Annotated in this window: 14 protein-coding genes and 1 tRNA gene; 7 read left to right on the top strand and 8 right to left on the bottom strand. The window is 62.1% G+C overall.

What is annotated here, in order from left to right; translation table 11 throughout:
* Positions 1-23: 23 nt before the first annotated feature.
* The gene (locus AC1RM7_RS14040) at positions 24-1466 is read left to right on the top strand and encodes a flavin monoamine oxidase family protein (protein ID WP_024921076.1); all 1443 of its coding nucleotides are present in this window, start codon (positions 24-26) and stop codon (positions 1464-1466) included.
* Between the two features lie 8 nt (positions 1467-1474).
* Here the strand turns inward: AC1RM7_RS14040 and pheT are convergent, their stop codons facing one another.
* From pheT to rpmI, 4 genes are all read right to left on the bottom strand, one after another.
* Positions 1475-3907 carry a phenylalanine--tRNA ligase subunit beta gene (pheT, locus tag AC1RM7_RS14035; protein WP_024921077.1) on the bottom strand — a complete coding sequence of 811 codons (2433 nt, stop codon included), beginning with the start codon at positions 3905-3907 and terminating at the stop codon, positions 1475-1477.
* Positions 3904-4986, bottom strand: a complete 1083-nt coding sequence (gene pheS, locus AC1RM7_RS14030) for a phenylalanine--tRNA ligase subunit alpha (RefSeq protein ID WP_024921078.1) — start codon at positions 4984-4986, stop codon at positions 3904-3906. Before pheS ends, pheT begins: the two co-directional genes overlap by 4 nt.
* Before the next feature lie 121 nt (positions 4987-5107).
* The gene (rplT, locus tag AC1RM7_RS14025) at positions 5108-5467 is read right to left on the bottom strand and encodes a 50S ribosomal protein L20 (protein ID WP_006023357.1); all 360 of its coding nucleotides are present in this window, start codon (positions 5465-5467) and stop codon (positions 5108-5110) included.
* Positions 5468-5533: 66 nt separating this feature from the next.
* On the bottom strand, positions 5534-5734 hold the full coding sequence (rpmI, locus tag AC1RM7_RS14020) for a 50S ribosomal protein L35 (RefSeq protein ID WP_002713838.1): 201 nt from the start codon (positions 5732-5734) through the stop codon (positions 5534-5536).
* 277 nt (positions 5735-6011) lie between these two features.
* On the opposite strand from rpmI, the gene AC1RM7_RS14015 reads away from it, so the two are divergent.
* The 3 genes from AC1RM7_RS14015 (at position 6012) to AC1RM7_RS14005 (ending at position 6918) form a co-directional block, all read left to right on the top strand.
* Positions 6012-6377: a hypothetical protein gene (locus tag AC1RM7_RS14015; RefSeq protein WP_152544185.1), complete on the top strand. Its 366-nt coding sequence runs from the start codon at positions 6012-6014 to the stop codon at positions 6375-6377.
* A gap of 119 nt (positions 6378-6496) precedes the next feature.
* Positions 6497-6700: a hypothetical protein gene (locus tag AC1RM7_RS14010; RefSeq protein WP_492837588.1), complete on the top strand. Its 204-nt coding sequence runs from the start codon at positions 6497-6499 to the stop codon at positions 6698-6700.
* Positions 6697-6918: a hypothetical protein gene (locus tag AC1RM7_RS14005; RefSeq protein ID WP_492837590.1), complete on the top strand. Its 222-nt coding sequence runs from the start codon at positions 6697-6699 to the stop codon at positions 6916-6918. The genes AC1RM7_RS14010 and AC1RM7_RS14005 overlap by 4 nt, the downstream gene beginning before the upstream one ends.
* A 76-nt stretch (positions 6919-6994) precedes the next feature.
* On the opposite strand, the gene AC1RM7_RS14000 is transcribed toward AC1RM7_RS14005, so the two are convergent.
* The 4 genes from AC1RM7_RS14000 to trxA all read right to left on the bottom strand — a co-directional run bounded on the left by AC1RM7_RS14000 (position 6995) and on the right by trxA (position 9428).
* Complete coding sequence (locus tag AC1RM7_RS14000) at positions 6995-7408, bottom strand: DoxX family protein (RefSeq protein ID WP_024921080.1); 414 nt, start codon at positions 7406-7408, stop codon at positions 6995-6997.
* A gap of 97 nt (positions 7409-7505) precedes the next feature.
* Positions 7506-7721, bottom strand: a complete 216-nt coding sequence (locus AC1RM7_RS13995) for a hypothetical protein (RefSeq protein WP_024921081.1) — start codon at positions 7719-7721, stop codon at positions 7506-7508.
* A gap of 69 nt (positions 7722-7790) precedes the next feature.
* Positions 7791-8465 carry an LON peptidase substrate-binding domain-containing protein gene (locus tag AC1RM7_RS13990; protein ID WP_024921082.1) on the bottom strand — a complete coding sequence of 225 codons (675 nt, stop codon included), beginning with the start codon at positions 8463-8465 and terminating at the stop codon, positions 7791-7793.
* Between the two features lie 42 nt (positions 8466-8507).
* The gene (trxA, locus tag AC1RM7_RS13985) at positions 8508-9428 is read right to left on the bottom strand and encodes a thioredoxin (protein WP_024921083.1); all 921 of its coding nucleotides are present in this window, start codon (positions 9426-9428) and stop codon (positions 8508-8510) included.
* Between the two features lie 351 nt (positions 9429-9779).
* On the opposite strand from trxA, the gene AC1RM7_RS13980 reads away from it, so the two are divergent.
* The 3 genes from AC1RM7_RS13980 (at position 9780) to AC1RM7_RS13970 (ending at position 11813) form a co-directional block, all read left to right on the top strand.
* Positions 9780-9854, top strand: a tRNA-Gly gene (locus AC1RM7_RS13980).
* Positions 9855-10058: 204 nt separating this feature from the next.
* A complete protein-coding gene (locus tag AC1RM7_RS13975) occupies positions 10059-10829 on the top strand; it encodes a hypothetical protein (RefSeq protein ID WP_006023365.1) in 771 nt (256 codons plus the stop codon).
* Positions 10830-10847: 18 nt separating this feature from the next.
* On the top strand, positions 10848-11813 hold the full coding sequence (locus tag AC1RM7_RS13970; RefSeq protein ID WP_006023366.1) for a hypothetical protein: 966 nt from the start codon (positions 10848-10850) through the stop codon (positions 11811-11813).
* The last annotated feature ends 1 nt before the right edge of the window (position 11814 follow it).

Genomic DNA, 11814 nt, shown 5'->3' with positions numbered 1-11814 from the left:
GGTCGAATTCCGGAAACCATGACATGACAATTACCCGGCGCAATATTCTGGCCGGTTCTGCGGCGTTCGCAGCGCTCTCACCCTTCGGAGCCCGCGCGATCGCGGCTCCCCTGCCGCGCGATGCTGACATTGTCGTGATCGGCGCCGGTGCCGCCGGCATTGCCGCCGCGCGCCGGATTTCTGCAACAGGCCGCAAGGTGGTTGTGATCGAAGCCGCGCCCAACATCGGCGGGCGCTGCGTCACCGATGCAACGGCCTTCGATGTGCCGTTCGACCGGGGCGCGCGCTGGCTCTACAACGCCGAGACCAGTCCGGCCGCAAAACTGGCGCGTGGTGTCGGCATGGACATGCTGCCCGCGCCGCGCGGCCAGCGCATCCGGATCGGCCGGCGCAACGCGCGCGCCGGTGAGAGCGAAGATTTTCTCGCCACGCTGGTCCGCGCCAATCGCGCCATGGGCGATGCCGTGCGCGGCAAGGCCGATATGCCCGCCGCCGCGGGGCTGCCGAGGGATCTCGGTGTATGGGCGGGCACCACGGATTTCCTGCTCGGCGCCGCCGCCACCGGTAAGGATCTGAAAGATTTGTCCGCGCTTGATCTTGTCGCCATGTCGCAGCGCGACGGACCGTCGACATGCCGCCAGGGATTGGGCGCGCTGATCGCCAAACTCGGCGAAGGCCTTCCCGTTGTGCTCTCGACGCCGGTGACGCGTATTGCGTGGAGCGGGCGTGATGCGCAGGTCGAGACATCTGCGGGCACGATCACCGCCAGAGCCGTCATCATGACGGCGTCGACCAACGCGCTGCTGTCGGGAAAGATCAAGTTCGCGCCCGACCTGCCGAAGCGCCAGCAGGATGCGGCGTCCAAGCTCACGCTTGGCAGCTACGATCACATTGCGCTGGAGTTGCCGGGCAATCCGCTTGGGCTGTCGCGCGACGATATCGTGATCGAGCAAAGCACCGACCGCTCGACCGGATTCCTGCTCGCCAACCTTGGCGGCTCGTCGCTGTGTCAGGTCGATGTCGCCGGTTCATTCGGCGCTGAACTGTCGGCGCGCGGCGAGGCGGCGATGGTGGCATTCGCGGCGGAATGGCTGACAAAATTATTTGGCGCGGACGTCAAGAACATTGCGAAGCGCACCACGGCGACACGCTGGAACGACATGCCGTACATTTATGGAGCGATGTCGGCGGCCTCGCCCGGCGGCCAGCCGGCACGGAAGGTTTTGATGGAGCCGCTGGGCAGTCTGTTTTTCGCCGGCGAAGCCGCGCACGAAACCCAGTGGGGCACGGTTGGCGGCGCATGGGACTCCGGCGAGCGCGCCGCGGACGCGGCCCTGCGCAAGATCGGTGTGCTGAAAGATGCGCCGGTCGCGGAGAAATCCGGCAAAAAACCGAAACGCGCGCAATCGCGCGCAACGGCGGAGCCACCCGCGCCGGGCGGTCGCAACCTGAACTGGCCGCGCTGAGGGGGACCTTAGCCGCGCAGCGTGCCGCCGGTCTTCTTGGTCACGTCCGCGACGATCTTGGAGGCGACCGCGTCGATCTCCTGATCGGTCAGGGTCTTCTCGCGTGGTTGCAGCGTAACCGCGATGGCGATGGATTTCTTGCCGTCGTCGATGCCCTTGCCTTCATAGACGTCGAACACGGTGACGCCTGTGATCAGCTTTTTGTCGACAGCCTGCGCGGTGCGCACGATATCGCCAGCCTTGACGCTGCGGTCGACGATGAACGCGAAGTCGCGTGACACCGGCTGGAACGGCGACAGTTCCAGCAGCGGCTTGGCGCGAGTCGGCTTCGCCTTCGCATCGGGAATGCGCTCGAGAATGACTTCGAATGCCACGACCGGGCCGTCGGCCTTCAGGGCTTCCAGCGCGCGCGGATGCAACTCGCCGAAGTAGCCGAGCACATTCTGCGGCCCGATCTGGATCGCGCCGGAACGGCCGGGATGCAGCCATGCCGGAAAATTCTTCGATTCCTTTGCGGAGACGATCTGAAGTCCCTGCATCGGTGCGCCTGCGGCCGCGAGGACCGCGAGCGCATCGGCCTTGGCATCCAGCGCATCGACGGTGAAACTCCCCGACCAATGACGGCCGATGCCCTTTGACGAGGCCAGCGCGCGGCGCACACCGCTTGCCGCCATGAACTGATCTTCGGGCTTGTCGCCCTTGAATATCTGACCGACCTCGAACAGCGCCACATCGGGAAAGCCGCGATCAACATTGGCCTGCGCGGCAGCGACAAGTCCTGCGATCAGCGAAGGGCGCATGTCGGAGAGGTCCGATGCAATCGGGTTGGCCAGCGTGAGTTCGGGCTGACCGCCGCCGAACAATTCGGCCTGCGTCCTGGAGACGAACGACCATGTCACGGCCTCAAGCATACCGCGCGCGGCCAGCGCGCGTTTGGCGCGGCGGGTGCGAAGCTGAAGCTGGGTCAGCACCGGCTTGCGCGGCGCGTCACCGCGCTCGAACGGCGTCAGCGGCACGCTGTCCACGCCGACAATGCGCACGATCTCTTCCACGATGTCGGCCTTGCCGTGCACGTCGCTGCGCCACGACGGCACCGCGACCTTCACCACGGGACCGGTGCCTGCGACCATGAATCCGAGATGGCCCAGAATCAGTTTCATTTCCGGGAACGGCACCTCGATGCCGGCCAGACGCTTCACCTCGTTGAGCGGGAATTCGATGATGCGATCGTCGCCATGGGTCGCGCCTGCGACAACGATCTCCGACGGCGTGCCGCCGCACAGGTCCATCACAAGTTTCGTCGCCATCTCAAGCCCCGGCACCATGAAGGCCGGATCGACGCCGCGCTCGAAACGATAGCGCGCGTCGGAATTGATGCCGAGCTTGCGGCCGGTCTGCGCGATGTTGATTTCGTTCCACAGCGCGGACTCGATCAGCACATCGGTGGTGGTCTCGTCGCAGCCGGAGGCTTCACCGCCCATGATGCCGGCCAGCGACTCGACACCGTGCTCATCGGCGATCACGCACATGGTGTCGTCGAGGGTGTAGGTCTTGCCGTCGAGCGCCAGAATGGTTTCGCTGTTTTTGGCGTGGCGCACGGTGAGGTTGCCCGTCACCTTCCTGGCGTCGAACACATGCAGTGGCCGCGCGCGATCGAAGGTCATGAAATTGGTGATATCGACCAGCGCATTGATCGGACGCAGGCCGATGGAGGTCAGGCGCTTTTGCAGCCATTCCGGCGACGGGCCGTTCCTGACGCCGCGCACCAGACGCAACGCGAATCCCGGACACAGCTTCTCGTCCTCGATTTTCACCTGTACGGGGCAGGGGAATTCACCCTTGATCTGCTTCGGGGCGTTGTCCTTGAACTTGCCCATGTCGGCGGCGGCGAGATCGCGCGCGATGCCGTGCACGCCGGTGCAGTCCTGACGGTTGGGCGTCAGGTTGATTTCGATCACCGGATCGCCGAGGCCGGCCCATTCCGCGTAAGGCTTGCCGACCGGCGCGTCCGCCGGAAGTTCGATGATGCCGTCGTGATCCTCGGAGAGTTCAAGTTCGGCGGCCGAGCACAGCATGCCGTGGCTCTCGACGCCGCGAATATTGCCCACGCTTAGCGTGATGTTTTTGCCGGGGATGTAGGTGCCGGGCGGTGAGAACACGCTGATGAGGCCGGCGCGCGCGTTCGGCGCGCCGCAGACCACCTGCAGCGGCTTTTCGCCTTTCGCGATCTGGCCATAGTCCACCATGCAGACGCGCAGGCGATCGGCGTTCGGATGCTGCTCGGCGGAGATCACCTTGGCGATGACGAACGGCGCCAGCGCCTTGGCCTTGTCCTCAATGTGCTCGACCTCAAGCCCGATCATGGTGAGCTTGTCGGCAATTTTCTCGAGCGGCTCGTCGGTATCGAGATGTTCTTTCAGCCAGGAGAGGGTGAATTTCATGACGACAACCCTCCCGCCAGCGTCGGGACATCCAGCGGCTTGAAGCCGTAGTGATTGATCCAGCGCGTATCGCTCTCAAACATCTGGCGCAGGTCGTTGATGCCATATTTCAGCATCGCGATGCGATCGATGCCCATGCCCCAGGCAAAGCCCTGATAGACGTCGGGATCGATGCCGCAGGCACGCAGCACATTCGGATGCACCATGCCGCAGCCGAGAATCTCCAGCCAGTCCTCGCCTTCGCCGAACCGGATTTCGCCCTTGTCGCGGCGGCACTGGATATCGACTTCCAGCGACGGCTCGGTGAACGGGAAGAACGACGGGCGGAATTTCATGTTGACGTTATCGACCTCGAAGAACGCCTTGCAGAATTCCGCGAGAATCCATTTCAGGTGGCCGAGATGCGAGCCCTTGTCGATGACGAGGCCCTCGACCTGATGGAATTGCGGCGTGTGGGTCGCGTCACTGTCGATGCGATAGGTGCGGCCCGGGCAGATCACGCGGATCGGCGGCTTCTGTGAGAGCATGGTGCGCACCTGTACCGGCGACGTGTGCGTGCGCAGCAGCGGGCGCGAACCGTCTTCCTTGCGGTTGAAGAAGAACGTGTCGTGCATTTCCCGCGCCGGATGGCCTTCAGGGAAGTTCAGCTTGGTGAAATTGTAGTCGTCGGTCTCGATGTCCGGACCTTCGGCAATCGAGAAACCCATGTCGGCGAAGATCGCGGTGAGCTCATCCATCACCTGGGAGAGCGGATGGATGCGGCCCTGCTCGGCGGGCGTCTCGCGCGTGGGCAGCGTGACGTCGATGGTTTCCGATGCCAGCCGCGCGTCGAGCGCGGCGTTCTTCAGAATATCGCGGCGCGCGGTGAGCGCTTCGGTCACCCTGTCCTTGGCGAGATTGATCTTTGCGCCTTCGGTCTTGCGCTCGTCCGGCGACATCTTGCCGAGGGTCGCAAGCAGGGCGGAGATCGAACCCTTCTTGCCGAGCGCGCCGACGCGCACGGCCTCCAGCGCAGCTTCATCAGAAGCGGCGGCGATGGCGCCGAGAATTTCGGTTTCGAGTTTGGCGAGGTCGGACATTGCAAGCCCCAGCGGAACGGTTTCGGTTGAGCCATCCGGCGGGGGATCATGTCACCCAGCCGAACGCAGCGGAGCGTTGTTACGCTCCGGTCGTGTCGGCCTCGTGCAAGAGGGGCAAAGCTTACGCCGCGAGAGCGGCTTTGGCCTTTTCAGCAATCGCCTGGAACGCCGCCGGCTCGTGGATCGCGAGATCCGACAGCACCTTGCGGTCCACAACGACGCCCGACTTGGCGAGGCCGTTGATAAACACGCTGTAGGTCATGCCGAACGGGCGCACGGCCGCGTTGAGGCGCTGGATCCAGAGCGCGCGGAACGTGCGCTTCTTCAGCTTGCGGGCGCGGAAGGCGTACTGTCCCGCCTTGTCCACGGCGGCCTTGGCGGCGCGGATGGTGTTCTTGCGGCGGCCGGAAAAACCCTTGGCGGCCTTGTAGACTTTCTTGTGCTTGGCGTGAGCTGTGACGCCGCGTTTAACGCGAGACATGATGCATGTCCTTCATCTGGAAAAGTGAAAACAGGCGGCCGCGCGAAGGCGGCCCGGTGAACCGCTTTAGGCGTTCGGCAAGAAGTACTTCTTGACGTTGTCGCCGTCGGTCTTGAACAGAATCCGCGTGCCACGGAGCTGGCGAATCTGCTTCTTGGTCCGCTTGATCATGCCGTGGCGCTTGCCTGCATGGGCGGACACCACTTTTCCGGTCCCGGTTACTTTGAAGCGCTTTTTGGCGCCCGACTTGGTCTTCAGCTTGGGCATTTTGCTCTCCTGTTGCCGCAACAAAAAACCGCCCCGAAAGGCGATCTGGCGGCTGAAATGCTCGTTAGAGCGTTGAAAATGCTCAACTTAGTCCCGTGTGGACAAAGTCGGCACTGGCGTCGCCACGGCAGCCCTTGATCAGCCGGGCGACGAAGGTTGGGCTTATGGCAGAGGATTGCCGGATTGGCAACGATTAACGGCGCCTCTTGAACGAAGGCAGCCCTTTCAGCGACTATTTCCCACCACCTCAGCGCCCCCTCAGATGGAAGGCCAGTCCATGACTTTCAGCGGTTTGAAGCGGTCGGTTCCTTTCGCCCTCGCTGCCGCGGCCTTCCTGGCCGGATCGGCCGCCCAAGCCGCCTCATTCGACGGTCCCTGGACTGTCATCATTGTTACCCAAGCCGGCAACTGCGATGCCGCCTACAGCTTTCCGCTCCAAATCAGCGGCGGCCGGATCGTTTCGACCGGCGGCGCCACCATCAACGGGCGCATCAGCGGTGGTGGCGGGGTCAATGTGGCGATTTCCAGTGGCGCCTCCTCCGGCCGGGCCAGCGGGCGGCTGGCAGGCTATTCCGGGTCGGGCCGCTGGAGCGGCATTCTGAATGGCGCCAGGTGCAGCGGGCGCTGGGAGGCGCATCGCTGATAACCTATTATAATACCTAAATAAACCGATTACATCCGGCGATGCTGCATCGCGCTAGAAGTCTTGCCACATTGTGACTATATCCCTCTCAGCATCCACCCAACGCAAGGGATACACAGATGGCCGTGCGCGCCAAGACGATTGCTTTGTCCTTGAATCCAGCCGCCCGGCTGTTCGCCCTGGCTGCCTTCGCGGCGGCGCTCCTCACGGCGGCTATCGTGCTCGCCACCTCGGCCAAGGCTGGCTCCTCGTTCGACGGGTCGTGGAAGGTCACCATCATCACCCAGTCCGGCAATGCGATCCGGCCTACAGCTATCCCGTGAGGGTCGAGGGTGGCCGTGTCAGCTATTCGGGTGACGGCAGCTTCGACATTTCCGGTCATGTCGGCGATGCCGGCGCGGTCAATGTCACCATCGCGCGCGGCGATCAGAAGGCCAGCGGCAGCGGCAAGCTTTCGGCCAATTCCGGCTCCGGCCAGTGGAGCGGCAAATCCTCGAGCATGACGTGTTCGGGCCGCTGGGAAGCCACCCGCGCTTCGTAATTCTTTCGACTATATTTGCTGACGCGAAAAAGCGCCGCTCTTTGCGGCGCTTTTTTATTGGCGTGGTCGCAGCAAGCTACGCGCCTTTGTATTTCGATTGCCGCGACAGGATGGCGGCGAGCATCAATCCGCCGATCAGGCTGATATGCTCGACCGCGACATAGAATTCGAATTTCGCGGCCTCGCCTTTCAGATTCCAGAAGTCGTGGGCAATCGGAATTGTCAGCAACGTGAAAATGGCCAGCGCGCCGGCGCCCGACCAGGCACGGCGATTGGCGATGATCAGCAGAGAGCCGCCGAGCTGGGTGAAGATCACCAGGCAGTTGATCAGCATCGGTGGCTTCAGGCCGTACTGCGCCATCTCCGCGACGCCGCCCGGGAAATCGATCAGCTTGGAGAGGCCGCTGCCCCAGAACGGAAATGTCAGAACAATGCGTGCGAGCATCGCGAAATAGGGCCAGTCGAGAATGCGGGCGATCAATGTCGGCATTGGATTTTCCCGAAACCATGAATGAAAAACGGCCCGTCAGTATCCCGGCGGATTGTCGGCATCAATCCGTTGCGGGTTGAAAAAAGCGATCAGCTTATCAAGCCGGGTTGGCGATCCTCATCAACTCGTCGAGGAATTCGCTCCGGCGCTGTTTCGGCAAGGGCTTGTCTGACAGCGTGAAGCCAAGAAACGCCCAGTAGAGAATTTGCGCCCGCGCCCGCGCCACCTCCGGCGAACATCCCGCCGCTGTTAGGAGGCTTTCGATATAGGACAGCCGGCGCTGGCCAATGCCTACGCCACACGCGGGCGTCACTTCGGATGGATGCTGCTGAGCGGCGTGGTCGCGCTCGGGATCGCGGGCTACTAGGGCGCGCTCGAGCCGTTACTGCAACGGCGGATCGCCGGTCGTCTGCTTTTTGGCGAGATCCATTTCGGTCACGGCAATCAGGATCTCGGCGCGGGTCTTGAGGTCCGGCGCCTCGAGCAGCGCCTGCTTCTCCGCAGGCCCATAGGGCGACATCATCGCCAGCGCGTTGACGAGCGCCTCATTGGGCGCGCTTTCGATGCCTTCCCAATCGACCTTGAGCTGGTTGGCTTTCAGAAACAGCGTAAGCGCCTGAAGCAGCGCCTGGCGGTCGACACTTTCTTCGCCCTTGCGCGCCACGAAATCGTCGATGAACGCGGCAAAATCAACGCGGCATTGGCGATAGGGCGTGAGAACCGTCTTCTCTTCCAGCACCGTGAAGCGCGCGATACCGGTCAGTTCGAGAATGTAGCGCCCGTCACCGGACTCGGCGAGCTGCGTGATGCGTCCAACGCAGCCGACCTTGAACAGCGTGGGCCGTTCGCTGCTCTGCGAATGGGTCACGTCAGGCTGGATCATTCCGATCAGGCGGTGCCCGTCGCGAAATGCGTCGTCCACCATCTGAAGATAACGCGGCTCGAAAATATTGAGCGGCATCTGGCCGCGTGGCAGCAGCAACGCTCCGGGCAGCGGAAACACCGGAATGACTTTCGGCAGATCGGCGGGCCCACGGTATTCGGCGTTGATCGGCATCCGCTTCCCTCACATCAGTCGTACGGAAATCCGTAGAATGCCTCAGGAGAAAAGGATCGTTGAAAGACGCTTGCGGCCTTCCACGGTCGCGTCGTCGTTCGGTCCCCATGCTTCGAAGAATTGTACCAGCTTCTTGCGCGCGCCGTCGTCGTCCCATTTGCGGTCGCGCTTGACGATCTCCATCAGATGGCCCGCGGCCTCGGTGCGCTTGCCGCCGGCGTTGAGTGCGACGGCGAGATCGAACCGCGCCTGATGATCGAGCGGATTGGCGGCGACCTTCTGTTCGAGTTCCGTCACCGGACCGACAGCCTTGGCCTGTTCGGCGAGATCGAGCATGGTCTGCACCGCGGAGATCGCGGCATCGTTGCGCTTGGACTCCGGCACCAAGGCCAGCGTCTGCTTGGCCTGTTCCAGGGCGCCGGTTGCGACGTAACATCGCGCCAGACCGGCAAGCGCGGTGAGATTGGTGGCGTCGACGCCGAGCACTTCGGCGTAAATCGAGGCGGCGGTGGCTGCATCGCCGGCCGCCATTGCGGCCTCGGCCTCGTTGAGGATTTCAGCGATGTCGCCTTCCGGCGAAGGCATGCCCTTGGTCAGCTTGTCGATGAACGCCGTGACCTGACTTTCAGGCACCGCGCCCATGAAGCCGTCGGCGGGCTGGCCGTTGACGAAGGCAATGACGGCGGGGATCGACTGGATGCCCATCTGTCCCGGAATCGCCGGATGCTCGTCGATGTTCATCTTGACCAGCTTGACCTTGCCTTTGGCGGCACGGACGGCCTTTTCGAGGCTTGGGGTCAATTGCTTGCAGGGGCCGCACCACGGCGCCCAGAAGTCGATCAGAACCGGCTGGCGCTTCGATTCCTCTATGACGTCCTTCACGAAGGTCTGGGTCGTGGTGTCCTTGATGAGGTCGGGAGGCGTCATCGCCGCCGGTCCGCTGCCTTGCTCGACTATGGTCACGTGATCCTCGTCTGCCGCCTGTCGTATGGAAGAGAGCCGCTTCTAGCACGATCGGGGCATTTTCCGGCAGCTTCGATCCGCCGCAGTGAAAATGGCCGATATGCAAGATGGCGCGAATTCCCGCGCGGCCCGGGTGGCCGTCAGGGCAGGAACGGCGCAAACCCACAGATGGAGGTCTTTTGGCCGATTTTCAATTGGGTGAGAGACCGCAAAGGCCCATGAAAAACATCGATTTGGCCCAAAATTGCCGGAACCGGGCATGCGGAATAAAGGATTAGCCCTGTTGCATTGCATGGCGGCATTTGGCATAGCTTTGCCCGGCGGCGCGCTTTGCGCCCCGCCAATTCTGATGCGGGTGTAGCTCAGGGGTAGAGCACGACCTTGCCAAGGTCGGGGTCGAGGGTTCGAATCCCTTCGCCCGCTCCAGAAATTCTCGATTGAGAATCTTGGCCGACAGCTACGACAGGATCGTTGCCGTCGAATGACAAGCCGCCGCAAGGCGGCTTTGTCGTTTGTGGCGCTGTACCCAGCCTCAACCGGTCACACCCGATACGAAAAGACTGGCTTATCGCGATAGTTGTAGCGATGTACCTTTCGCGCTAGCCTCCCGAAAGCTCTATGGGGGCGCAAATGTCCGAGGTTCCGAGCGAGACCAAGAAGCCGGGCAAATTTGCCAGCATTCAAAATGGCATTGCATCGATGGCGGGCATTCTCGGCGCCACCGGAGCCGTAGGCGGCGCTTGCATCTATCTTCTGAGCCCTCGCATCGACAAGTACATCGAGGATGTTGTCCGCAACAGCAAGGCGGGCGCGATCGTCGTGCAGAGCACAGCGCCGACGCCGGTCACGCTTCTGCCGGACAACAAACCGGCGCCCGACAACAAACAAGCCGCGGACAGCAAACAAGTCGACGACCTGAGACATCAGGTCGAAACCCTGACCAAGGCGGTCAACGAGATTCGCGCGCGCGCCAGCTTCAATGCGCCTTACGGCTATTCTTTCCGTTTCAAGGGCGCGGAGATTATTGCTCAGCAGCGGCCCCTCAGCCGACTCTATTTTTATGCGACCCGCGATGACGAAGTGAAGGTGACGGTCTACCTAGCGACGCAAAAGTTTCCGGTCACCATGAAAGTCGATGGTGTCGCAGTGAGGCCGACCATCCGCGATTCGAAAGATTCACTTCGTGTCACTGATTTTCTGATTCACACCTCGCTCGAGGAAGTCATGCCTGTCGGGAATGGCGACGCCAAGGAAGCGGGCGGCCGTCCGGCCCCGGAAGATCCACGGCCCCAGAACGTGCATTACATCGAATTCGTGCCGGGCGACGTGACCTACAATTTCGGCAAGAACGACGATTACGACGTGTCGGGCATCGTACTGGTGTCAAAGAAGAATATTTGAAATTCAGGGCCAGTGCCGATGCACGATCGGGCGTTGACGACATGGATGCTTCGCGGACTCGTTGCGGGCGTACTTTATTATTCGACGGCCTTTCAGGCGCAGTCCGGCGAACTGAAATGGCAGCCGATTGATCAATACACCGCCGCTCTGAGGAATGCCGTCTTCAAAACGTCTTCGGGCGCGGAGATCAAATTCACCGCAGTGCGCTTTCATCTCGGGTACACGAGGTTGAAGCTTGCGGGAACGTCAGAGACGGTCGCGGCGGGACGGGATGTCAAAGACGGCATTGCCAAGTTCGTTGTGAACGGCGAACAGCGGGCGGAGTTGTTGAGCTACAGCCTTGAAGGCGTGCTGGGGCACAGCAAGGACAAACCGCTCTTTGTCGCACCCGCGGGCTGGGCCGCGGGTCAGCGCCGTCCCGACCAGATCGGTTTGCTTCGTATCAACGGCAGGCAGCTTTACCCCTTGGTCAACAAGCCGACATTCAGCGCGATTTTCTGCCTGCATGATAGCGAGCACTACAAGGGCTATGACGCAGTGGTCCCCGTGCTTTTCACGTCGAACGACATCACGAGTCTGAATGCGCGGGCTGGAAAGTGCCGCGACGCAGTTCAGGTTGGCCCGCGAATTATTGAAGAAGGCGGCAAGCGCGGAATCTCGGAAAGCGAACTCAAGACCGAGCGCTATCAGCGCGTGGTATTTTTTGTCGACGACCCCAACCGCAACGACTGGCCCGCCAAGTCCCGCGAGTCAGCGCGGAACGGATACGTTCTGCTGACCCACAACAAGGTTCATCTGTACGACTTGCAGGCGCTGCTGCTGGACAAGGAAATTTATGCCGGAGGCAGTCCGCACTGGGCCGTTAATCTGGCGGGCGACGATCAGGCGGGCCTGATTATCAATAACGGAAATGAGCCAGATATGTTCGACAACACTCTCGCGACTGTTGGATCTGCCCTCATTATCGAACGCAGACCGGACTAAC

The sequence above is a fragment of the Afipia sp. GW822-FHT03D08 genome (genome assembly GCF_058801645.1).
The sequence above is the reverse complement of the archived record's forward strand: the minus strand, read 5'-3'. Positions and strand labels throughout refer to the sequence as shown.